This is a genomic window from Arsenicicoccus sp. UBA7492, assembly GCF_002479615.1.
In the GTDB taxonomy this organism is placed as follows: Bacteria; Actinomycetota; Actinomycetes; order Actinomycetales; family Dermatophilaceae; genus Arsenicicoccus; species Arsenicicoccus bolidensis.
Genome location: NZ_DLOE01000063.1, coordinates 55,582 through 77,407, shown reverse-complemented (window position 1 = coordinate 77,407; position 21,826 = coordinate 55,582). Strand labels below are relative to the sequence as shown.

Annotated in this window: 19 protein-coding genes; 3 read left to right on the top strand and 16 right to left on the bottom strand. The window is 71.4% G+C overall.

The window, feature by feature from the left end; genetic code table 11:
• Window positions 1-22: 22 nt before the first annotated feature.
• The 14 genes from B4E97_RS18835 to B4E97_RS18770 all read right to left on the bottom strand — a co-directional run bounded on the left by B4E97_RS18835 (window position 23) and on the right by B4E97_RS18770 (window position 15,829).
• On the bottom strand, window positions 23-1,561 hold the full coding sequence (locus B4E97_RS18835; RefSeq protein WP_019286407.1) for an NADH-quinone oxidoreductase subunit M: 1,539 nt from the start codon (window positions 1,559-1,561) through the stop codon (window positions 23-25).
• Window positions 1,561-3,504, bottom strand: a complete 1,944-nt coding sequence (gene nuoL, locus B4E97_RS18830) for an NADH-quinone oxidoreductase subunit L (protein WP_029211284.1) — start codon at window positions 3,502-3,504, stop codon at window positions 1,561-1,563. The genes B4E97_RS18835 and nuoL overlap by 1 nt, the downstream gene beginning before the upstream one ends.
• A 13-nt stretch (window positions 3,505-3,517) precedes the next feature.
• Window positions 3,518-3,817: an NADH-quinone oxidoreductase subunit NuoK gene (gene nuoK, locus B4E97_RS18825; protein ID WP_019286409.1), complete on the bottom strand. Its 300-nt coding sequence runs from the start codon at window positions 3,815-3,817 to the stop codon at window positions 3,518-3,520.
• Entirely contained in the window at window positions 3,814-4,581 is a 768-nt protein-coding gene (locus tag B4E97_RS18820; RefSeq protein WP_019286410.1) for an NADH-quinone oxidoreductase subunit J, read from the bottom strand. The genes nuoK and B4E97_RS18820 overlap by 4 nt, the downstream gene beginning before the upstream one ends.
• Window positions 4,578-5,345, bottom strand: a complete 768-nt coding sequence (nuoI, locus tag B4E97_RS18815) for an NADH-quinone oxidoreductase subunit NuoI (RefSeq protein WP_019286411.1) — start codon at window positions 5,343-5,345, stop codon at window positions 4,578-4,580. The genes B4E97_RS18820 and nuoI overlap by 4 nt, the downstream gene beginning before the upstream one ends.
• A complete protein-coding gene (gene nuoH / locus B4E97_RS18810; RefSeq protein ID WP_286961257.1) occupies window positions 5,338-6,768 on the bottom strand; it encodes an NADH-quinone oxidoreductase subunit NuoH in 1,431 nt (476 codons plus the stop codon). The genes nuoI and nuoH overlap by 8 nt, the downstream gene beginning before the upstream one ends.
• On the bottom strand, window positions 6,765-9,206 hold the full coding sequence (locus tag B4E97_RS18805) for an NADH-quinone oxidoreductase subunit G (protein ID WP_029211286.1): 2,442 nt from the start codon (window positions 9,204-9,206) through the stop codon (window positions 6,765-6,767). The genes nuoH and B4E97_RS18805 overlap by 4 nt, the downstream gene beginning before the upstream one ends.
• The gene (nuoF, locus tag B4E97_RS18800) at window positions 9,203-10,522 is read right to left on the bottom strand and encodes an NADH-quinone oxidoreductase subunit NuoF (protein ID WP_029211287.1); all 1,320 of its coding nucleotides are present in this window, start codon (window positions 10,520-10,522) and stop codon (window positions 9,203-9,205) included. The genes B4E97_RS18805 and nuoF overlap by 4 nt, the downstream gene beginning before the upstream one ends.
• Window positions 10,519-11,451, bottom strand: a complete 933-nt coding sequence (gene nuoE, locus B4E97_RS18795; RefSeq protein WP_239263095.1) for an NADH-quinone oxidoreductase subunit NuoE — start codon at window positions 11,449-11,451, stop codon at window positions 10,519-10,521. Before nuoE ends, nuoF begins: the two co-directional genes overlap by 4 nt.
• Entirely contained in the window at window positions 11,451-12,797 is a 1,347-nt protein-coding gene (locus B4E97_RS18790) for an NADH-quinone oxidoreductase subunit D (protein ID WP_019286416.1), read from the bottom strand. The genes nuoE and B4E97_RS18790 overlap by 1 nt, the downstream gene beginning before the upstream one ends.
• Window positions 12,797-13,537, bottom strand: coding sequence for an NADH-quinone oxidoreductase subunit C (locus B4E97_RS18785; RefSeq protein WP_019286417.1), 741 nt, complete (start codon window positions 13,535-13,537; stop codon window positions 12,797-12,799). Before B4E97_RS18785 ends, B4E97_RS18790 begins: the two co-directional genes overlap by 1 nt.
• Window positions 13,534-14,088, bottom strand: coding sequence for an NADH-quinone oxidoreductase subunit B (locus tag B4E97_RS18780; protein WP_029211289.1), 555 nt, complete (start codon window positions 14,086-14,088; stop codon window positions 13,534-13,536). The genes B4E97_RS18785 and B4E97_RS18780 overlap by 4 nt, the downstream gene beginning before the upstream one ends.
• Before the next feature lie 3 nt (window positions 14,089-14,091).
• Window positions 14,092-14,451: an NADH-quinone oxidoreductase subunit A gene (locus B4E97_RS18775; RefSeq protein ID WP_029211290.1), complete on the bottom strand. Its 360-nt coding sequence runs from the start codon at window positions 14,449-14,451 to the stop codon at window positions 14,092-14,094.
• Between the two features lie 79 nt (window positions 14,452-14,530).
• Entirely contained in the window at window positions 14,531-15,829 is a 1,299-nt protein-coding gene (locus B4E97_RS18770) for a geranylgeranyl reductase family protein (protein WP_240483962.1), read from the bottom strand.
• Window positions 15,830-16,119: 290 nt separating this feature from the next.
• Here B4E97_RS18770 and B4E97_RS18765 point away from each other — a divergent pair, with 290 nt between their 5' ends.
• Window positions 16,120-16,782 (top strand): YdcF family protein, encoded by a 663-nt coding sequence (locus B4E97_RS18765; protein ID WP_286961249.1) that lies wholly within the window; start codon window positions 16,120-16,122, stop codon window positions 16,780-16,782.
• Here B4E97_RS18765 and B4E97_RS18760 read toward each other — a convergent pair.
• Both B4E97_RS18760 and B4E97_RS18755 read right to left on the bottom strand, forming a co-directional pair.
• Complete coding sequence (locus B4E97_RS18760; RefSeq protein WP_286961248.1) at window positions 16,772-18,751, bottom strand: acyl-CoA dehydrogenase; 1,980 nt, start codon at window positions 18,749-18,751, stop codon at window positions 16,772-16,774. The two genes, B4E97_RS18765 and B4E97_RS18760, sit on opposite strands and share 11 nt — an antisense overlap.
• 45 nt (window positions 18,752-18,796) lie before the next feature.
• The gene (locus B4E97_RS18755) at window positions 18,797-19,492 is read right to left on the bottom strand and encodes a demethylmenaquinone methyltransferase (protein WP_037214694.1); all 696 of its coding nucleotides are present in this window, start codon (window positions 19,490-19,492) and stop codon (window positions 18,797-18,799) included.
• 98 nt (window positions 19,493-19,590) lie between these two features.
• Here B4E97_RS18755 and B4E97_RS18750 point away from each other — a divergent pair, with 98 nt between their 5' ends.
• Window positions 19,591-20,754, top strand: coding sequence for a lipid II:glycine glycyltransferase FemX (locus B4E97_RS18750; RefSeq protein WP_286961247.1), 1,164 nt, complete (start codon window positions 19,591-19,593; stop codon window positions 20,752-20,754).
• On the top strand, window positions 20,751-21,824 hold the full coding sequence (locus B4E97_RS18745) for an alanine racemase (protein ID WP_286961246.1): 1,074 nt from the start codon (window positions 20,751-20,753) through the stop codon (window positions 21,822-21,824). The genes B4E97_RS18750 and B4E97_RS18745 overlap by 4 nt, the downstream gene beginning before the upstream one ends.
• Window positions 21,825-21,826: the final 2 nt, after the last annotated feature.

Genomic DNA, 21,826 nt, shown 5'->3' with positions numbered 1-21,826 from the left:
ACCAGGCTGCTGACCAACGCACTCACTTGGCACTCCCCTCGGAGGTGGCCTGCGCGCCGGTCGACGGCGCGGGGTCGGCGATGCCGACCGTCTGCAGGGTCTTGGTGATGGCCGGGTTGACGACGTCCAGCGCGGGCTTCGGCCACAGGCCGAGCACGAGGAAGCTCGCGATCAGCGGCACGATGACGACCTTCTCGCGGCCGGTCAGGTCACGGACCCGGTCGACACCCTCGGGCCGGGGGCCGGTGAACACGCGCTGGTACATCAGCAGGATGTAGAGCGCCGCGAGGATGACCGCGACCGCGGCGATGCCGCCGATCACGTGGTGCCGCTGGTAGGTCCCGACGAGGACGAGGTACTCGGACACGAAGGCTCCGAGGGGCGGCAGGGCCAGACCGGAGAGACCCGCGACCAGGAAGCACCCGGCCAGGGCCGGGGTGACCCGCTGCCAGCCGCCGTAGGCCGGGATCTTGGCGCTGCCACCACGGCGGATCAGCATGCCCACGATCAGGAAGAGCGCCGCGGTGGTGAAGCCGTGGTTGACCATGTAGAGCGCCGAGCCGTTGCCGCCGGTGATCGTGAAGGCGAAGATCCCCAGCACGATGAAGCCGAAGTGGCTGATCGAGGTGTAGGAGATCAGCCGCAGCATGTCCTTGCTGCCGATCGCGAGGAAGGCGCCGTAGAAGATCGAGATCAGGGCCAGCACCAGGATCGCCGGGGCGGCCCAGCGGGACGCGTCCGGGAAGAAGGGGAGGCAGAAGCGCAGCATCCCGAAGGTGCCGATCTTGTCCAGGACACCGACGAGCAGCGTGGAGGTGGCCGGGGTGGCCTCCTCGGCCGTGTCGGGCAGCCAGGTGTGCAGCGGCCACATCGGGGCCTTGATCGCGAAGGCGATGAAGAAGCCCACGAACATCAGGCGCTCGGCCATCGGGCTCATCTCGAGCCCGACCAGGCGGGTGATCATGAAGCCGTCGGCGCCACCGGGGCCGTGGACGTACAGCGCGATCAGGGCCACGAGCATGACCAGGCCGCCGGCCAGCGAGAACAGCAGGAACTTCAGCGCGGCCTGGCGGCGGCGGGCTCCGCCGTAGCCGGCCACGAGGAAGTAGACCGGGACCAGCATGGCCTCGAAGAACACGTAGAACAGGAAGACGTCGGTCGCGGCGAAGACGCCCACCATGAACGGCACCAGCGACAGCAGCAGCGCGAAGTAGGTCTTCTCCCTGCTGCCGCCCTCGGGCGCGTCGTGCCAGGCGGCCAGGATGCACACCGGGGCGAGGACGAGGGACATGAGGATCAGGCTCAGCGAGATGCCGTCGACCCCCACGGCGTAGGACACGCCGAAGGACGGGATCCACTGGTGCTGCTCGGTGAGCTGCAGCGCGCTCGAGTCGGTGTCGAAGCGCAGCGCCGCGACGATCCCGACCACCAGGGTCACGAGCGAGAAGCCCAGCGCGACCTGCTTGGCCTTGCTCGCGAGAGAGGACGGGAGGCAGGCCACGACCAGCGATCCCACGAGGGGAATCACCAGCATCGCGGTCAACCAGGGGACGTTGGACATCACTGCACCACCCACAGAGCAAGGAGGATCGCGACGACGCCGGCGAGCATCGTCAGGGCGTAGGAGCGAACGAAGCCGTTCTGCAGCTTGCGGACGCCGTTGGACGTGGCCTCGACGACCTCGCCGAGCCCCAGCACCCCGCCGTCGACGCCGTTCTTGTCCGCCGAGCGCAGGCCGCTGATGAGGCCGTTGCCGGGCCGGACGAACAGGCCGTCGTTGACGTCGTCCTGGTAGAAGTCGCGACGCGCAGCGCGGGTGAGGACCGAGCCGCGGGGTGCCACGACGGGCACCTCGTCGCGCCAGTACTTCATCCAGGCGACGGCCACGCCGATCACCATGAGCAGCTGGGTCAGGAGGGTGATCGCGAGGACCGGGAGGACCGGGTGCTCCTCGCCGTGCCCGCCGACGACCGGCTCGAGCCAGTGGGTGAAGCCGAAGAAGTTGAGGACGAAGCCGAGCGCGACCGAGCCGATGGCGAGGATGATCATCGGCACCGTCATGGTGGCCGGGGACTCGTGCGGGTGGTCCTGCGCCAGCCAGCGGCGGCGGCCCTGGAAGGTCATGAAGAACAGGCGGGACATGTAGAACGCGGTCAGCCCCGCGACGAGCATGGTGACCGAGCCGAAGACCCAGGGTCGCCAGCCCTCGCCGATGAACGCGGCCTCGATGATCTTGTCCTTGGACCAGAAGCCCGACAGGAACGGGAAGCCGATGATGGCCAGCCAGCCGGCACCGAAGGTGAGCCAGGTGGTCGGCATCTTGCCGGACAGGTTGCCGAAGGTGCGCATGTCGACCCGGTCCCCCATGCCGTGCATGACCGAGCCGGCCCCGAGGAACATCCCGGCCTTGAAGAAGCCGTGCGTCAGCAGGTGGAAGATCGCGAAGGCGTAGCCCACCGGGCCCAGGCCCGCGGCGAGCATCATGTAGCCGATCTGGGACATCGTCGATGCGGCCAGGGCCTTCTTGATGTCGTCCTTGGCGCAGCCGATGATCGCGCCGAGCGTCAGCGTGATGGCTCCGACGATCGTGACGGCGAGCTGGGCGTTCGGCGCCGCGTTGAAGATCGCGTGCGACCGGACCACCAGGTAGACGCCGGCGGTGACCATCGTCGCCGCGTGGATCAGGGCGGACACCGGGGTGGGACCGGCCATGGCGTCACCGAGCCAGGACTGCAGCGGGAACTGTGCCGACTTGCCGCAGGCCGCCAGCAGCAGGGCCAGGCCGATGAAGGTCAGCAGGGCGGGGCTGGCGTGCTGGACGCCCGCGTCGACGCCGGCGAAGGACACCGTCCCGAAGGCGGCGAACATCGCCATCATCGCGACGATCATGCCCACGTCGCCGACCCGGTTGGCGATGAAGGCCTTGTTGGCGGCCGAGGCGTACGGCGGGTTCCAGTTCCAGAAGCCGATGAGCAGGTAGGACGCCAGGCCGACGCCCTCCCACCCGACGAAGAGCATCAGGTAGGAGTTGCCGAGCACGAGGGTGAGCATCGCCGCGACGAACAGGTTGAGGTAGGCGAAGAACCGGCGCTTGTCGGGGTCGTGCTCCATGTAGCCGAGCGAATAGACGTGGATGAGCGATCCGACGAAGGTCACGAGCAGGACGAACGCGATCGAGAGCGGGTCGAGCAGGATCCCGGCCTTCAGGTCGAAGCCGCCCGCCGGCACCCAGTGCCACAGGTCCTTGGTCATGGACCGCTGCTCGGGGTCGGCCCCGAGCATCTGCAGGAAGATCATCAGGCCGACGGCGAAGGATCCCCAGGACAGCAGGGTGGCCAGGCCGGGGCCGAACCTGTCGGTCATCCGTCCGCCGACGAGCAGGAGCGCAGCGCCGAGGAGCGGGAGGGCGATGAGCAACCACCCCCAGGACGCGACGTCGGTCGCCTCCACCACGGGGGCAGCGCCCTCCGCGGCGAGGAGGGCCGAGGTACTGAGCAGAGTCACGCCAGTCGCTCCTTTACAGCTTCAGCAGGTTGGCGTCGTCGACCGAGGCCGACCGGCGCGCGCGGAAGATGGACATGATGATGGCCAGGCCGACCACGACCTCGGCCGCCGCCACCACCATCACGAACAGAGCGATGGCCTGGCCCTCGAGCGTGCCGTGCATGCGCGCGAACGTCACGAAGGCGAGGTTGGCTGCGTTGAGCATGAGCTCGACGCCCATGAAGACGATGATCGCGTTGCGTCGCACCAGCACGGTCACCGCGCCGAGGCTGAACAGGATCGTCGCCAGGTAGATGTAGTTCATGAGGCTCATCGGGTGCGCCCCTCCTCGATCTCGCGCTCGATGGCGTGCTCGATGTCCTCGAACTGGCCGGGCTGCGCCACCTGGTCCCGGGCCTCCAGCACGGCGGAGACGGACAGCTCGGACGGGGTGCCGTCCGGCAGGAGGGCGGGGGTGTCGACGGCGTTGTGCCGGGCGTAGACACCGGGCGCCGGCTTGCCGGCGGGGAACCGACCGGTCTTGAACCGCCGCTCCGCGTAGACCCGCTGCGTCGTCTTGGGGATGAGGCGCTCGCGGTGGGCGAGCACCATGGCCGCCAGGGCCGCGGTGATCAGGAGGGCGGACGTGAGCTCGAAGGTCCAGACGTACGGCCCGAAGATCAGGTCCGCGAGGCCGTTGACGTTGCCGCCGGCGTTGGCCTCGTCCAGGCCGACGGGGGCGGGCAGCCGGGACTGGCCGATGACGGCGATCAGCAGCGCGCCGAGGCCGAGGCCCAGCAGCACGCCCCAGACGCGGATCCCCTTGTGGGTCTCCACCGTCGAGTCCGCCGAGTCGACGCCGATCATCATCAGGACGAACAGGAAGAGCATCATCACGGCGCCGGTGTAGACGACGACCTGGACGATGCCGAGGAAGTCAGCCCCCTGGGCGAGGTAGATGGCGCCGAGGTTGACCATGATCACGGCCATGCTCATGGCGGCGTAGACCGCCTTGCGGGCGAAGACCAGGCCGAGCGCCGCGAGCACGCAGACGATCGACGAGATCCAGAAGAAGACGGCCTCGCCGCTGGAGGTCATCGCCGGACTCCCTTCACCGAGTCTCGGGTGGCCTGCCGGCCGGAGCTGATCGTGTCGACGCCCTCGACGGGGTCGCCGGTGGGCGCCGTGCCGTCGGCCGGGTGGGCCTCGTGCTCGTCCACCCAGGACTGCTGCGCGGGGGTGGCCTTGGTGACCCGACCCCGGAAGTAGTCGCGCTCCTCCATGCCCTCCACCATCGGGTGCGGGGCGGCGATCATGCCCTCCTGCACGGGGGCGAGCAGCTGGTGCTTCTCGAAGATCATCTCGCCGCGGGTGTGGTCGGCCAGCTCGTAGAAGTTGGTCATCGTGAGCGCGCGGGTCGGGCAGGCCTCGATGCACAGGCCGCAGAAGATGCAGCGCAGGTAGTTGATCTGGTAGACGCGGCCGTAGCGCTCGCCGGGCGAGAACCGCGCCTCCTCGGTGTTGTCAGCGCCCTCGACGAGGATTGCGTCCGCCGGGCAGGCCCACGCGCACAGCTCGCACCCGACGCACTTCTCGAGGCCGTCAGGGTGGCGGTTGAGCTGGTGACGGCCGTGGAAGCGCGCCGCGGTGGGGCGCTTCACCTCGGGGTACTCCTCGGTGTAGCGCTTGCGGAAGAAGGTCCGCAGGCTCACGCCGAAGCCGGCCTGCGGGCCCAATGCCTCGATCAGGGGGTTGGCCCTGGGGCGCTCGTCCTGCGCGGCGCGGTGCTCGCGGCTGACCTCGCCGCCCGTGCGGGACGCGGGGTCGAGCGAGCTGCCGGGCTCGGGCTTGGAGTCAGCCACGGTGGTCCTCCTCGTGGTCGTTCGCGGAGCTGCGGCCGGTGGCCGGAGCGGCGGTCACCGTGCGGTGGCTGGCGAGCGTGGGCTCGCGCAGCGTCTGGCCGGGCATCGGCGGCACGGGGTGGCCACCGGCGAAGGGGTCGATCTCGGCGGGCTGCTCGGGGCGCGCGGCCTCGCGACGGGACTCGTTGCGGCTCTCGATCAGCCAGGTCGCCACGACCGCTCCCAGCAGGAACACCCCGATGATGATCAGCAGGGAGACGTAGAACGACCGACCGAAGGCGGTGATCGCGGTGTCGCCGAGGTGGCCGAGCATGGCGGCGCGCACGAAGGCGACAGCCATGACCCACACCAGGGTGAGCGGGATCAGGAGCTTCCAGCCGAAGGCCATGAAGTGGTCGTAGCGGGTGCGGGGCAGGGTGCCGCGCACCCACACGAAGAAGAACATGAAGCCCCACAGCTTGAGGGTGAACCACAGCAGCCCCCACCAGCCGTGGTTGAGCATGCCGTCGTTGATCAGCGTCAGCGGCGGCGGTGCCTGCCAGCCGCCCAGGAAGAGCGTGGTGGCCAGGGCCGAGACCGTGAACATGTTGACGTACTCGCCGAGGAAGAACATCCCGAACTTCATGCCGGAGTACTCGGTGTGGTAGCCACCGACGATCTCGCCCTCGCCCTCGGCGAGGTCGAACGGCAGGCGGTTGGTCTCGCCGAACATGCAGATGACGTAGACGATGAACGAGAAGATCGCCGGGATCAGGAACCACAGGCTCGCCTGCTTGGCGACGATCTCCGAGGTGGACATGGATCCGGCATACAGGAACACCGCGACGAGGGAGAGACCCATCGCGATCGCGTAGGAGATCACCTGGGCGGTGGAGCGCAGGCCACCGAGGAGCGGATAGGTCGACCCGCTGGACCAGCCGGCGAGGATGAAGCCGTAGGCGGCGATCGACCCGGCCGCGAGCACCAGCAGCACCGCGACGGGGCCGTCGGTCAGCTGCAGGGGCGTGCGGTGGCCGAAGAGGTTGACCTCGCCCGCCAGGGGGATGATCGAGAACCCGATGAACGCCGTCGACCCCGCGATGATGGGCGCCAGGTTGTACATGAACCTGTCGGCGTTGGCCGGCGTGAACGTCTCCTTCCACACCAGCTTGAAGCCGTCCGCGAGGGTCTGGAAGATGCCGCCCGGGCCGAACCGGTTGGGACCTGGACGCTGCTGGAGGAAGCCGACGATGCGGCGCTCGAACCAGATCACGACGACGACGCTGAGCATCAGGTAGACGAAGACGAGCAGCGCCTTGATCAGCGTCAGCCACCAGGGGGTGTCGCTGAAGTCCGCGCGGTAGGTCCCGCCGGGGGCGAGCTCGGTCGCGAGCCGGTTGGTGCCCGCGAGCGCGGTGGCCGCGAGGGTCGGGAATGTGCTCACTGCGCAACACCCTTCGTCAGCGTGACGACGTCGCCGTTGTCGGCGACGAGGCGGGAGCGGACCGACTGGCCCGCGGAGCTGGTGGGGATCCACACGACGTGGTCGGCCATGTCCTCGGTGATCCGGACGGGGTAGGTCACGGTCCCGGACTCGGACTGCACGGTGACGACCTCGCCCTCGGCCAGGCCTGCGGCCTCGGCGGTGGCGACGGACATGCGGGCCACGGGCTCGACGGCCGTGCCGGCGAGGTAGGGCTCGCCGTCCTGCAGCGAGCCGCCGTCGAGCAGCTCGTGCCAGGTCGCGAGGACCGCGCGGCCCGAGCCGGTGCGGCCCGGAGCCACGGGGGCCACCGGGTTGACGCCCGTCCGCGCGCCCGTCCAGGGGCCGAGGCGGTGCATCTCGCGCTCGACCTGGGCGAAGGTGCGGGCCCCGAGGTAGGAGCCCAGCTCCCCGGCCAGGAGGTCGAGGACGCGGTAGTCGCTCATCAGCTCGGTCTCGATCGCCGCCTGGAACGGACCCACGCGGCCCTCCCAGTCGAGGAACGCGCCGGACTTCTCGGAGAAGGCGGCGACGGGCAGCACGACGTCGGCGAGCCGCGTCACCGAGGACTCACGCAGCTCCAGCGACACCACGAAGGCGCGCTCGAGGCCCTCGCGGGCCGTCCTCGGGTCCGGCAGGTCGTCCGCGTCGACACCGCCCACCACCAGGGCGTCCAGCTCGCCGTCGGCGGCTGCGCGCAGCATCGACGACGTGTCGAGGCCGGGCTCGGTGGGCAGCGTCGCGTCGTCCCAGGTCTGCGCCAGGGAGGCGAGGCCCTCGGCGGTGACGGGACGGCCGCCGGGCAGGAGGCCGGGCAGGCAGCCGGTCTCGAGCGCCCCCCGCTCCCCGGCACGGCGCGGGATCCAGGCAAGACGAGCGCCGGTGGCGCGGGCGACGTCCATCGCGGCGTAGTAGCCGCCCGAGGTGGCCGCGAGCCGCTCGCCCACGAGGATCACGGCGTCGGAGCCGGCCTCGCGCAGCGCGGTGCCCGCGTCGGCGAAGACGCCCTGGGCGTCACGCACCGCGGAGAGGACCTCGCCCTCGAGGCCGGGCGCGGCCTGCAGGACGGTGCCCCCGAGCTTGGTCGTGCCCCGGGAGGTGTACGGCGCCACGGTGTAGATCTTGAGGCGGTTCTTGCGGAAGGCCTTGCGCAGGCGCAGGAACACGATGGGCGACTCGTCCTCGGGCTCCAGACCCACCAGGAGGACGACCTTGGCCTGATCGAGGTCCGCGTAGGTCACCGCGCCGTGGTCGGGCGCCGTGAGCGCCACGTGGGACGCCAGGAACTCGGCCTCCTCCACGGAGTGGGGACGGGCCCGGAAGTCGATCGAGTTGGTGCCGAGGACCGTCCGCGCGAACTTGCTGTAGGCGTAGGCGTCATGGATCGAGGTCCGGCCGCCGACCAGGACGCCCGAGCTGCGGGCCCGCTCGAGCCCGGCCGCGGCGACGGCGAGCGCCTCGGGCCAGGAGGCGACGTGCAGCTCCCCGTCCTCGCGCCGCACGAGCGGCATGTCGAGGCGGTCGGCCTGCGTGGCGTACTGGAAGGCCCAGCGACCCTTGTCGCAGTTCCACTCCTCGTTGACCTCCGGGTTGTTGGAGGCGAGGCGGCGCAGGACCACGCCGCGGCGGTGGTCGGTGCGGATGGAGCAGCCGGACGCGCAGTGCTCGCAGGTGCCCGGCGTGGAGACGAGGTCGAACGGTCGGGACCGGAACCGGTAGGCCGCTCCCGTGAGGGCGCCCACCGGGCAGATCTGGACGGTGTTGCCGGAGAAGTAGGACTGGAAGGGCTTCTCCTGGTAGATGCCGATCTGCGAGGCCGCGCCGCGCTCGGTCAGCGAGATGAAGGGGTCTCCGGCGATCTGCTCCGAGAAGCGCGTGCACCGCTGGCACAGGACGCACCGCTCACGGTCCAGGAGCACCTGCGAGGAGATGTTGACGGGCTTGGCATAGGTCCGCTTGACGTCCTCGAAGCGCGAGGTGGCGCGCCCGTTGCTCATCGCCTGGTTCTGCAGCGGGCACTCGCCACCCTTGTCGCACACCGGGCAGTCCAGGGGGTGGTTGATGAGCAGCAGCTCCATCACGCCGTCCTGGGCCTTCTCGGCCACGGGCGAGGTCAGCTGGGTCTTGACCTCCATGCCCGGCGCGATCGTCATGGTGCAGGCCGCCTGGGGCTTGGGCATCGGGGCGATCTTGCCGTCACGCCCCGGCGTCGCCACCTCGACGAGGCACTGCCGGCAGGCACCGGCGGGCTCCAGCAGGGGGTGGTCGCAGAAGCGCGGGATCTGGATGCCGATCTGCTCGGCGGCCCGGATGATCAGCGTGCCCTTGGGCGCGCGGACCTCCACACCGTCGATGGTCAGCGTGACCAGGTCGGCGGCGCTGGTGGTGGGGGCGGTCATCGGGACACCGTCTCCTTCGCGAAGAGAGTGGAGGCCTCCGGCGGGAAGAGGTCGTACCACGGCGTGTGCATGCCGGCCTCGAACTCCTCGCGGAAGTGCTTGATGGCCGAGGAGATCGGCGTGGTGGCGGCGTCGCCGAGCGCGCAGAAGGAGCGGCCCAGGACGTTGTCGCAGATGTCGAGGAGCTTCTCGATGTCGCCCTCGTGGCCCTGGCCGACCTCGAGGCGCTCCATGATCTGCTTGAGCCACCAGGTGCCCTCGCGGCAGGGGGTGCACTTGCCGCAGGACTCGTGGCGGTAGAAGTCGGTCCAGCGGGAGACGACCCGCACGACGGACACGGTCTCGTCGAACACCTGCAGCGCGCGGGTGCCGAGCATCGAGCCGGCGGCGGCGACGGAGTCGAAGTCGAGCGGGACGTCGAGGTGCTCCTCGGTGAAGATCGGCGTCGAGGAGCCGCCGGGGGTCCAGAACTTCAGGCGACGCCCGTCGCGCATGCCGCCGCACAGCTCGATCAGCTCGCGCATGGTGATGCCGAAGGGGGCCTCGAACTGGCCCGGGCTGGTGACGTGGCCGGAGACGGAGAAGATGCCGTGGCCGGCGGACTTCTCGGTGCCCATGCCCTTGAACCACTCGGGGCCGTGCAGCAGGATGCCCGGCACGGAGGCGATGGACTCGACGTTGTTGACCGAGGTCGGGCGGGCGTACAGCCCCTGAGCCCCGGGGAAGGGGGGCTTCAGGCGCGGCTGCCCGCGACGACCCTCGAGCGAGTCGAGCAGGGCGGTCTCCTCGCCGCAGATGTAGGCGCCGGCGCCGGCGTGGACGACGATGTCGATCCGCTTGCCGGTGCCCATGGCGTTGTCGCCGAGGTAGCCCGCGGCGCGGGCCTCCTCCACCGCGCGCAGCAGGCGGCGGTAGACGTGGACGACCTCACCACGGAGGTAGATGAAGCCCAGCTCGCCCTGCACCGCGTGGGTGGCGATCGCGAGGCCCTCGATGAGGTGGTGGGGCGCCGCCATCATGAGCGGGATGTCCTTGCAGGTGCCCGGCTCCGACTCGTCCGCGTTGACCACGATGTAGCGGGGTCCGCCGTCCGGGGGTGCCATGAAGCTCCACTTGAGCCCCGTGGGGAACCCGGCGCCTCCGCGGCCGCGGATGTTGGAGTCCTTGACCGCGCCCAGCACGGCGTCGGGCTCCATCGACAGGGCCTTGCGCAGGGCCTGGTAGCCCTCGGCCTTGGCCTCGTAGGTCGCCAGCGTCCACGAGCGCTCCTGGTCCCAGGTGCGGGTGAGGACGGGGGTCAGCTCGGTGGTGGTCACTTGGTGTCCCCCTTGGGGTCGGAGGTGTTGCCGGCGGACGCCTGGTCGTCGACGGGCGACGTCGCGGGATGCTTGGCCTCGGAGCTCTTGCCCGCGGCGGCCTCGGCCTCGGCGGAGCTCTGCTTCTCGCCCGGTCCGGGCTGGGCGTCGACCTTGCCGCTCTCGCTGCTGCCGGCACCGTCGGCGCCGGGGACGGGCCCGGTGGCCTCCTCGCCCGCGCGGGCGGACGAGGGCATGTCCCAGCCGTGCTCACGGGCGATGCGCAGGCCACGCATCGTCGCGACGCCACCGCTGGGGCCCTCGTCCGCGTGCCCGTCGAGGAAGCCGGCGAGCACGCGCGACACCTCCTTGAAGGTGTGCACGCGGTCCGGTCCGCGGGTGGGGCGGACGGCCTGACCGGAACGCAGCGCGTCGACGAGCTCGCGCGTCGACCGCGGCGTCATGTTGTCGAAGAACTCCCAGTTGGTCATCACCACAGGGGCGAAGTCGCACGCGGCGTTGCACTCGAGGCGCTCGAGCGTGATCGTGCCGTCGGCCGTCGTCTCGTCGTGACCCACGCCGAGGTAGTCGCTGATGTCGTCCCAGATCTGGTCGCCGCCCATGACCGCGCACAGGGAGTTCGTGCACACGCCGACGAGGTAGTCGCCGTTGCGGTGCCGCTTGTACTGCGTGTAGAAGGTGGCCACGCCGGACGCCTCGGCCGCCGTCACCCCGGCGAACTCGGCCGCGAGCTCGATGCCGCGGGTGGAGACGTAGCCGTCCACGCTCTGCACCAGGTGCAGCAGCGGCAGGAGCGCCGAGCGCTTCTGCGGGTAGCGCGCGACCACGGCGGCCGCGTCGGTGCGCAGACGCTCCGCGACCTCGGGCTCCCAGGGCTGCTCGAGGTGGTTGGGCTGGGTGCCGTAGTTGGGGGCATCGAAAGCTGACATCAGCGGTCCACTCCTCCGAGCACCGGGTCGACGGAGGCGACGGCGACGATGACCTCGGCCACCTGGGCGCCCTCGCACATGGCAGCCACGGTCTGCAGGTTGTTGAATCCCGGGTCGCGGAAGTGCGCACGGTGCGGGCGGGTGCCGCCCATGGAGACGAGGTGGCAGCCGAGCTCGCCCTTGGGCGACTCGACCGCCTGGTAGGCCTGGCCCGCGGGCACGCGGAAGCCCTCGGTCACCAGCTTGAAGTGGTGGATGAGGGACTCCATCGACTCGCCCATGATCTCGCGGATGTGCTCGAGCGAGTTGCCCATGCCGTCGCCACCGATGGCCAGCTGGGCCGGCCACGCGATCTTCTTGTCGTCGACCATGATCGGGCCGGGCGTCGCCTCGAGGCGGTCGAGGCACTGCTCGACGATCTTGAGCGACTCCCACATCTCGGTGAACCGCAGGCGCAGACGTCCGTAGGCGTCCGACGTGTCCCAGGTCGCCACCTCGAAGTCGTAGGTCTCGTAGCCGCAGTAGGGCTCGGCCTTGCGCAGGTCATAGGGGTAGCCGGTCGCGCGGAGCATCGGGCCGGTGACGCCGAGGGCCATGCAGCCGGTCAGGTCGAGGTAGCCGACGTTCTCCATGCGGCCCTTGAGGATGGGCTGCTCGTTGATCAGCAGCTCCAGCTCGTGGATGCCGCGGCGCAGGTCGGGCAGCTCCGCGCGCAGGTCGCGGATCGCCTCGGCGGGGACGTCCTGGATGACGCCGCCGGGACGGATGTAGGCGTGGTTCATGCGCAGCCCGGTGACCGCCTCGAAGAACCGCAGGATGCGCTCGCGCTCGCGGAAGCCGAACTCCATCACGGTGGTGGCGCCCAGCTCCATGCCGCCGGTGCCGGTGCACACCAGGTGCGAGCCGATCCGGTTGAGCTCCATCATCAGCACCCGGATGACGTTGGCCCGCTCGGGGACCTGGTCGGTGATGCCGAGGAGCTTCTCGATCGCGAGGCAGTAGGCCGCCTCCTGGAACAGCGGCGTGAGGTAGTCCATGCGCGTGCAGAAGGTCACGCCCTGGGTCCAGGAGCGGTACTCCATGTTCTTCTCGATGCCGGTGTGCAGGTAGCCGATGCCGACGCGGGCGTCGGTGACCGTCTCGGCGTCCAGCTCGAGGATGAGGCGGAGCACCCCGTGCGTGGACGGGTGCTGGGGGCCCATGTTGACGACGATGCGCTCGTCGGAGTGCTCGATCGCCTCCTGGGCGAGGTCGTCCCAGTCGCCGCCGACCGAGGTCAGCTCGTAGCCCTCCTCGTCCTGCCCGGCGCCGCCGGTGGCCGTGAACTCGCTGTGTGCGGTGCTCATCAGTTGTACGACCTCCGCTGGTCGGGGGGCGGGACGGTGGCACCCTTGTACTCCACCGGGACACCGCCGAGGGGGTAGTCCTTGCGCTGGGGGTGGCCGGGCCAGTCGTCCGGCATCATGATGCGGGTCAGCGCCGGGTGGTCGTCGAAGACGATCCCGAAGAAGTCCCAGGTCTCGCGCTCGTGCCAGTTGGCTCCCGGCCACACCTTCGTCACGGACGGGATGTGGGGGTCCGCGTCGGGGCAGCTGACCTCGAGGCGCACGCGACGCGAGCCGTGGGTGAGCGAGAGCAGGTGGTAGACCGCGTGCAGCTCGGCGCCCTCGACCTGCGGGTAGTGGACCCCGGACACGCCGGTGCACATCTCGAAGCGCAGGCCGGGGTGGTCGCGCAGCGCCTGCGCGACGGCGGCCAGGTGCTGGCGGCGCACGTGCAGGGTCATCTCGCCGCGGTCGATCACCACGGCGTCGATGGCCTCGGCGAACGACGCGGAGCCGCCGAGCAGGGCCTTCTCGAGGGTGTCGGCGACGTGGTCGAAGTACGAGCCGTAGGGGCGGTCGGACTGCCCGGGGAAGAGCACCGGGGAGACCAGGCCGCCATACCCGGAGGTGTCACCGCCGCGCGAGCCGCCGAACATGCCGTGGCGGCGACCCATCTCCACGGGCCGCAGGGACCCGCCGTCGACGGGCAGACGGCGCGCGGCCTCGCCCTGCGCCTCGGCAGGGAGCTTGTCGTCGGTCATGCCAGCAGACCCTTCTGCAGGTGGAGCGGGGTCGCCTCCATGGCGGCCCGCTCCGCGGCCCGGGCCGCCTCCTCGCGGTTGACGCCCTGGGGCGAGGCCTTGACGTAGTCGTGCAGCGTAAGGATGGCGTTGAACAGCATCTGCGGCCGCGGCGGGCAGCCGGGGAGGTAGACGTCGACCGGCACGATGTGGTCCACGCCCTGCACGATCGCGTAGTTGTTGAACATGCCGCCGGAGCTGGCACAGACGCCCATGGCGATGCACCACTTGGGCTCGGGCATCTGGTCCCACACCTGGCGCACGACGGGGGCGAACTTCTGCGAGCACCGGCCGGCGACGATCATCAGGTCGGCCTGCCGCGGCGTCGCGGAGAACCGCTCCATGCCGTAGCGGGCGATGTCGAAGTCGGGGCCGCCCGAGGCCATCATCTCGATGGCGCAGCAGGCCAGGCCGAAGGTCGCCGGCCACATGGACCGGTGCAGCATCTGCCCGGCCACGGCCTCGAGCGTCGTCAGGGCGATGCCCGACGGGATCTTGTCTTCCACACCCATGGGTCAGTCCCACTCCAATCCGCCACGTCGCCAGACGTAGGCGTACGCGATGAAGACGGTCAGCACGAAGAGCACCATCTCGACCAGGGCGAAGAGCCCCAGACGGTCGAAGGCCACCGCGAACGGCAGCAGGAACAGCGACTCGACGTCGAAGATGATGAAGAGCATCGCGGTCACGTAGTACTTGACCGGGACGCGGCCCCCACCCTGGGCGACCGGGCTGGGCTCGATGCCGCACTCGTAGGAGTCCAGCTTCGCCCGGTTGTAGCGCTTCGGGCCGATGAAGCCGAAGACGAGCACCGACACCACGGCGAAGGCGATGCCGAGGGCGAAGAGGAAGAGGATCGGCACATACGGGTTGATGCTCATCCCGCCACGCACCCCTTTCGGTTGGTCTGCGACTTCATCCTAGGGTCAGCCCCGCCCACTCGCTCACGGGCGGTCATGACGAGGGCACCAGACGGGTGAGGGCCATGATGGCGCGGTCGGTCAGCGCGGGACTGTGCTCGTCGGCGAGGTTGGCCATCACCTTGAGCAGGAGCCTCATCAGGGTCCGCCGCGGCAGGCCGTACTTGACCGCCAGCCGCATGATCTCGGGGTGGCCGATCAGGGAGGCGAAGCCGCGCCCGAGCGTGTAGTAGCCACCGAGCTGGTCCTTCATGATCCGCGGGTAGGCCTGCAGCACGCGCTCGCGCCCGGCGTCGTCGCTGCGGGCGAAGGCCTGCACCACCACCTCGGCGCTGTGCCGGCCGGCCTCCATGGCGTAGTCGATGCCCTCGCCGTTGAAGGGGTTGACCATGCCTCCGGCGTCGCCGACGAGCAGCAGGCCGTCGGCGTACAGCGGCTGACGGTTGAGGGCCATCGGCAGGGCCGCGCCCCGCATGGGCGCCGTCATCGTGTCGGGGGTGCACTCCCACTCGGGCGGCAGCGTGGCCACCCAGCGGCGCAGCAGGTCCTTGTAGTCCACCTGACCGAAGGCGGGCGAGGTGTCGAGCATGCCCAGGCCCACGTTGACCCGTCCGTCGCCGAGGGCGAAGATCCAGCCGTAGCCGGGCAGCAGGATGCGCTTGGCGTCGGGGTCGGCCGGGTCGGCATACGGGTCCTCGGGCACCCACAGCTCGAGCCAGGACTCCATGTAGTCGTCGTTGGTGCGCGGGCTCGTGTAGTAGGTGCGCGCCGCGACGCCCATGGGGCGGCGCTCGAGCTTCTGCCGGCCGACGGCGGTGCCGAGCCGGCTCGAGACACCGTCGGAGGCGATCACGACGGGGGCTCGCAGCTCGCGGACCTCACCGGTGGCGCGTCCGTCCTGCATGACCTTGGCCTGGACACCGACGACCCGGCCGCGCTCGACGACGGGAGCGGTGACGTTCATGCCCTCCATCAGCCGGGCGCCGGTCGCGGAGGCGTGGCGGGCCAGGGTCTCGTCGAGGGTGGCGCGGGCCCGGGCCAGGCCGTAGCCCGGGAAGGCCGAGCTCTCCGGCCAGTCCAGCTCGAAGGTCTGCCCCGCGCCGACGATGCGGAGGCCCTTGTTGCGGATCCAGCCGTCCTCCTCGCGGGTGGGGACGCCGAGCGTCGCCAGCTCGCGGACGGCTCGGGGGGTGAGCCCGTCGCCGCAGATCTTGTCGCGGGGGAAGGTTGCCTTGTCGAGCAGGACGACGTCCAGGCCGTGCCGCGCGAGGTGGGTGGCGGTGGCCGAGCCGCCGGGGCCGGCCCCGACGACGATGACGTCTGCGCTCTCCACGCCGTCAGGTCGTGGGATCGTCCCAGAGGTCACAGCCACTCCGCATCGCTCGTCCGTCGTCGGCAACTCCTGTGCTCCGCCGCGCTCGACGGCCGGCAGGAGGCGCACCACCTCGGGAGTCTAGGAGGGCTCCGCACCGATGTCGCGTTAGGCAAGCCTCACTTGTGCACGCCTTCACAAGATCGTCGCCCGATCGTGACCCGCGCCGGCGCGATCGCGGGTGATCTCCGGTGACGGACCCGGACCGGCCGTATGACGCCCTCCCCTCCCCCGGACCTAGACTCGCCGCCGTGCTCGCGACCCTCCTGCTCCTGCTCGCGGCCGTCCTCGCGGCCACCTCCGCCTGGATCGTCCTGGTCGCCCTGGCCTACGTCGCCGTCGGCGTGCTGCTCCCCCGCCTGCGGCTGCGCGAACGCCCCCGCTACGTCGCCGTCCTGGGGTCCGGGCTCGAGGCCGGCCGGATGCCGGACCTGCTGACGCGCCGGATGGACACGGGCATCGAGCGGTGGGCGGCCCTGCACGCCGAGGACCCGCAGGTCCGGCTGGTCCTGTCCGGCGGGCAGGCACCGGGCCAGCCCCGGTCAGAGGCCGCCGCCATGGCCGAGCACGCCCGGTCCCGTGGGGTGCCCGACGCCGCGATCGTGCTGGAGGACCGTTCGCGCACCACCGAGGAGAACGTCGCCTTCACGCGCGCGCTGGTCGCCGACCTGCTCGGGCCGGCCGCGGTGGGGGTGCTGGTGACCAGCGGCTACCACGTGCCTCGCGTCGCCGACCTGGCCCGCAGCGCCGGCCTCACCGCGCTCCTGGCCGGCGCGCCCGCCGTCGGTCTGCCGTGGGCGCGGGTCGTGCGGCACGAGGTCGTGATGACCCTGGGACGTCACCCCGTGGTGCACGCCCTGGCCGCGCTGGCGGTCTACGTGGTCGTGCCCGCCGTCGTGGTCCTCACCCGGTAGTGATCCCGCCCTGGCCGGAGACGGCACCCTGCACCGAGGCCTCGACCTCGGTGCTGCTGAGCGGGTCGAGCAGGTCGCTGGCGAGCCACTCCCGTGGGATGGCGAACGCGTCCACGAGCGTCTGCGCGTGCGGACGCACCTGGGCCAGCAGGTCGTCCACGCGCCCGGTCAGCCGCTTGGCCTGCTCGGGCGACAGGCGCCCGTGCTCGAGGTACCACGCCCGGTGGGCCTCGACGGTCGAGCAGGCGAACAGGTCGGCCACGAGGTCGAGCAGGTCGTGCGCCTCCCCCGGCGGGCACTCGTCGATCGCCGCGGCGAAGGCCTCGAGCAGGATGCGGTCGGTGTGGGCCCGGGCCGCCTCGAGGACGTGCTCCCCCGCCGCGTCGAAGGTCTGCCAGGCCTGACGGGGGTCGTCCCGGTCGGCCCGGCGCAGCCGGGCGGCCAGGGTCTCCAGGACGTGCTCCTCGCGGTCGGTCAGGAGCGCGAGCTGGCCGCCGCGGTCGCCCAGCGCGTCGTCGGCGTCGCGGCCCGGCGCCCCGGTCAGCAGCCGCTGCACGAGCGAGCCGCTGATGGTGCGCTCCAGCAGCGCCGCCCCGGCCTGGCGGGCGACGGTCGCGACGGTCTGGACGGCGTTGAGGTCCTCGAACTGGGACGCGTAGGACGTGAGCAGGCTCTTGCCGACCAGCTGCAGCAGGACGGTGTTGTCGCCCTCGAAGGTCGTGAACACGTCGGTGTCGGCGCGCAGCTTGCCCAGCCGGTTGAAGGAGAGGTAGCCCGCACCACCGCACGCCTCGCGGCAGGTCTGGATCGTCGTCGAGGCGTGCGACGTCGACGCCACCTTGAGCGCCGCGGCGCGCGTCTCCAGCCGTCGCCGGTCCCGCTCGTCGGCGTCGTCACCGGCCCGGAGCACCTCGTGCATCGTCCTCGTGAGGTCGTTCTGGGCGTACATCAGGGCATAGCTGCGGGCCAGGGCGGGGAGCAGCTTGCGCTGGTGGACCCGGTAGTCCAGGAGGACGACGTCCTGCCCGTCGAGGCCGGCGAACTGGCGGCGGTGCAGCCCGTAGATCGTCGCGAGGGTGAGGGCGTTGCGGGTGGCGGAGCCGGCGGCGGCCCCCACGGTGATGCGGCCCCGCACCAGGGTGCTGAGCATGGTGAAGAAGCGGCGGCCGTCGGACTCGATCGGCGACGAGTAGGTGCCCTCCGCGTCGATCGCGCCATACCGGTCCAGCAGGTTGTCGCGCGGCACCCGCACGTGGTCGAAGGTGAACCGGCCGTTGTCCACGCCGGGCAGGCCGGCCTTGCCACCGCAGTCGCCGATGGTCACCCCGGGCAGGGCCCGGCCGGCGTCGTCCCGGACCGGGACGAGCACGCAGTGCACCCCGTGCCCCGTGCCGTCCGCGGTGACGAGCTGGCCGAAGACGGCCGCCATCCGTCCGTCCCGGGCGGCGTTGCCGATGTAGTCCTTGCGCGCGCTCGGGTCGGGGGTGTGCACGACGAGCTCGTCGGTGGCCGGGTCGTGGGTGATCGTCGTGCGCAGCGACTGGACGTCGGACCCGCGCCCGGTCTCGGTCATCGCGAAGCAGCCCAGCAGCCGCGCCTGGGCGATGGGCTCGAGGTAGCGCTCGTGGTGCCGCTCGGTGCCGAGCGCCGCCACGGCCCCGCCGAAGAGTCCCCTCTGGACCCCTGCCTTGACGAAGAGCGACAGGTCGCCGTGCCCGAGCATCTCGAAGGCGGTGACCGAGGCTCCCTGGTCGGCCGAGCCCTGGTCGGTCGACAGCCCGAGCCCGGCGAAGCCCAGCGAGGCGAGGTCGAGCAGCTGGTCGAGGACCCGGGCGCGGTAGTCCTCGGTCGACAGGTCCGTCTCGGGTGGTCCGAACCGTCCGGGCTCGATCTGTCGGCGCGCGAGCTCGCGCACCTCGGCCCACGGGCCGTCGAGGGAGGAACGCAGGGCATCGGCGACGTCGCTCATCCACCCATGCTGCCCCAGCGACGGCGGGCTGGGCGAGGAGTCGGGTCAGACGGGCTTGACGGCCCGGTGCACCGCGGCGATCCCGCCGGTCAGGTTGCGCCACTGCACCTGGGACCAGCCGGCCCGCTGGATGCGGGTGGCCAGGGTGCGCTGGTCGGGCCAGGCCCGCATCGACTCCGCGAGGTAGACGTAGGAGTCGGGGTTGCTCGACAGGGTGCGGGCCACGGTGGGCAGCGCCCCCATGAGGTAGGTGGTGTAGAGGGTGCGGAAGGCGCGGTTGGTGGGCTGGCTGGACTCGCCGACCACCAGGCGGCCGCCCGGGCGGGTGACCCGCAGGAACTCGGCGAGGGCGGCGTCGGTGTCGACGACGTTGCGCAGGCCGTAGGACATGGTGACGACGTCGAAGCTGTCGTCGGCGAACGGGAGCCGGGTCGCGTCGGCGGCGGTGAACGGCAGCGCCGCCCGGCGCTCCTTGCCGACCCGCAGCATGCCGAGCGAGAAGTCCGCGGGCACGACGCGTGCCCCGGCCTCGACGAACGGCAGGCTGCTCATGCCGGTGCCGGCGGCGATGTCCAGGATCGTCTCCCCCGGGCCGGCGGCCACCGCCGAGGTCACGGCCCGCCGCCACAGGCGCATCTGACCGAAGGTCATGACGTCGTTCATCAGGTCGTAGCGACCCGCCGTCTCGTCGAACATCGAGGCGACCTCGTGCGGCTGCTTGGACAGCGTGGCTCGGCTCATGACGGACATCTTCACACGGCGGCGCCCCGGGCCCGGTGTAGCCTGAACCGGCGTCAGGCTCGCCTGCGCCCGACCGATCGCCTACCCGGACGAGGACCATGACCGAGCCTTCGACCACCGCCCGCCCGCCCCTGCGCATCGTGTCGCTGGGGGCCGACGGCCTCGACGCCGGCGTGGAGGCCCGCTCCGGCAGCTTCCTGCAGCTGTCGTCCTGGGCCGCGCTGAAGTCCGAGTGGGAGGGCGAGCGGATCGCCTGGGTCGACGAGCACGACGACGTCCAGGGGGTCGGCCTGGTCCTGCACCGTCGCCTCCCCAAGGTCCGCCGGTCCCTGGCCTACCTGCCCGAGGGGCCGGTCCTGCCGTGGGACGAGGTGGCCGAGGACCCGCAGCGCTGGTTCGGCCCGCTCGTCGATCACGCCCGGCGCTCCGGCGCGTTCACGCTGCGCGTCGGCTGCCCCTCGACGGCTCGCACCTGGGACCCGGGGACGGTCAAGGCCGCCCTGGCCGACGAGGAGCAGACGAGCCTGTATGCCGTCCCCGCCGACTCCGTGGACGCGTCCGGCTCCGCCATCGTCTCCTGGCTGCAGGCGCACGGCTGGTCGCGGGCCGACGACGGGCCGGGCTTCGCCGCCGGGCAGCCGCGCCTCACGGCCGGCCTCCCCCTCGCGGGTCAGACGGAGGAGTCCCTGCTCAAGGGCATGAACCAGCAGTGGCGCCGCAACATCAAGGCTGCCACCAAGGCCGGCGTCCAGGTGCGCCTGGCCACCCCCGAGACGCTGCGCGAGGACGTGGCCGCGTTCCACCGCGTCTACGTCGAGACCGCCGAGCGCGACGGCTTCACGCCCCGCCCGGAGTCCTACTTCCACCGCATGGCCGAGCTGATGGGCGCCCCGGGGTCGCCGGCCCGCTTCGAGCTGGCGCTGGGCGAGCTCGACGGCGGGCTGCTGGCGGCCACGATCAACATCACGGTCGCCGACCGCTGCTGGTACCTCTACGGCGCCTCGACCACCGCGCGCCGCGAGGCGCGGGCGATGAACGGCACCCAGTGGTTCGGGATCCAGCGCGCCCTCGCCGAGGGGTGCTCCGTCTACGACATGCGCGGCATCACCGACGAGATCGGCAACGACGACCCGCACGCCGGGCTCGTCCGGTTCAAGATCTCCGTGGGCTGCGACGTCCACGAGCGCGTCGGCGAGTGGGACCTGCCGATCAACCGGCTGCTGCACAAGGCCTTCCAGCTCTACCTCGGGCGGCGCGGATGACCTTCAAGCTCGTCATCGACCGGCCCCGCTGGGAGACGCACGTCGACACCTATCTCGCGGAGCACCCCTGGGTGGTGCCCGTGGTCAAGGGCGACGGCTACGGCATCGGCGCCGAGCGCGTGCTGGCCCAGTGCCGTCGCGTCCAGGCCCCCGTCGTCGCGGTCGGCACCCCGGCCGAGGCGCAGCAGGCGTTGGACGCCACCGACGGCGACGTGCTCGTCCTCTTTCCCACCCTGCCGGGCGAGGCGCTCCCCGACGACCCGCGGCTCGTCCACACCGTGGCCTCCGAGACCACGCTGCGCGAGATCCTCGGCACCGGGCGGCGGTTCGTCGTGGAGGTGGACTCGCCGATGGGTCGCCACGGCATCGAGTGGCCGCGGCTGCCCTCGCTCGTCGACGCGCTGCGCGACGAGCGCTGCGAGGGCGTGGCCCTGCACAACCCGCCCTTCGGCGACCGCGTCGTGTTCGTCTCGTCCCTCCTGGACCGCCTCGGCGAGCTGGGCGTGGCGGTCCCGCGGCTCTATGCCTCCCACCTGACCGCGGACGAGGTCGGGCGGCTCTCCGGCACCGCCGGCGACACCGTCGTGCTGGTCCGCACGGGCACCGACCTGTGGCTCGGCGACCCCGCCGCGCTCACGGCATACGGCCGGGTCATCGACGTGCACCCGGTCGCCAAGGGCCGCTCGATCGGCTACTCCCAGCGAACCGCTCGCAAGGACGGCTGGCTGGCCGTCGTGGGCGGCGGCACCGCGCACGGCGTCGGCATCGAGACGGCTCGTCCCCGTATGACGCCGCGCCTGGCGGCGCGGAAGGCCGCCCGGGTCGTCGCGACCCAGCTGGGTGGGGCGCCGTCACCGTTCCGGCTCGACGGTCGCCGGCTGACCTACGCCGACGTCCCGCACATGCAGGTGTCGATGGTCAGCGTCCCGTCCGGCGACGCGGTGCGGCCGGGTGACTGGCTCGCGTGCGACATGCGCATCACCGTCACGCGCTTCGACGAGGTCGAGGTGCGGGGCGCAGAGTCCGGCCCCGGCTCCGGCTCTGGCTCCCCGGGGGACCTGCGGCGGTGACG

Bases quoted from the DNA above. Each gene is read 5' to 3' on its own strand.
- B4E97_RS18835 (WP_019286407.1), bottom strand. From the start codon at position 1,561: ATGTCCAACGTCCCCTGGTTGACCGCGATGCTGGTGATTCCCCTCGTG.
- nuoK (WP_019286409.1), bottom strand. From the start codon at position 3,817: ATGAGCCTCATGAACTACATCTACCTGGCGACGATCCTGTTCAGCCTC.
- B4E97_RS18820 (WP_019286410.1), bottom strand. From the start codon at position 4,581: ATGACCTCCAGCGGCGAGGCCGTCTTCTTCTGGATCTCGTCGATCGTC.
- B4E97_RS18805 (WP_029211286.1), bottom strand. From the start codon at position 9,206: ATGACCGCCCCCACCACCAGCGCCGCCGACCTGGTCACGCTGACCATC.
- nuoE (WP_239263095.1), bottom strand. From the start codon at position 11,451: ATGTCAGCTTTCGATGCCCCCAACTACGGCACCCAGCCCAACCACCTC.
- B4E97_RS18790 (WP_019286416.1), bottom strand. From the start codon at position 12,797: ATGAGCACCGCACACAGCGAGTTCACGGCCACCGGCGGCGCCGGGCAG.
- B4E97_RS18785 (WP_019286417.1), bottom strand. From the start codon at position 13,537: ATGACCGACGACAAGCTCCCTGCCGAGGCGCAGGGCGAGGCCGCGCGC.
- B4E97_RS18780 (WP_029211289.1), bottom strand. From the start codon at position 14,088: ATGGGTGTGGAAGACAAGATCCCGTCGGGCATCGCCCTGACGACGCTC.
- B4E97_RS18760 (WP_286961248.1), bottom strand. From the start codon at position 18,751: ATGAGCGACGTCGCCGATGCCCTGCGTTCCTCCCTCGACGGCCCGTGG.
- B4E97_RS18755 (WP_037214694.1), bottom strand. From the start codon at position 19,492: ATGAGCCGAGCCACGCTGTCCAAGCAGCCGCACGAGGTCGCCTCGATG.
- B4E97_RS18750 (WP_286961247.1), top strand. From the start codon at position 19,591: ATGACCGAGCCTTCGACCACCGCCCGCCCGCCCCTGCGCATCGTGTCG.
- B4E97_RS18745 (WP_286961246.1), top strand. From the start codon at position 20,751: ATGACCTTCAAGCTCGTCATCGACCGGCCCCGCTGGGAGACGCACGTC.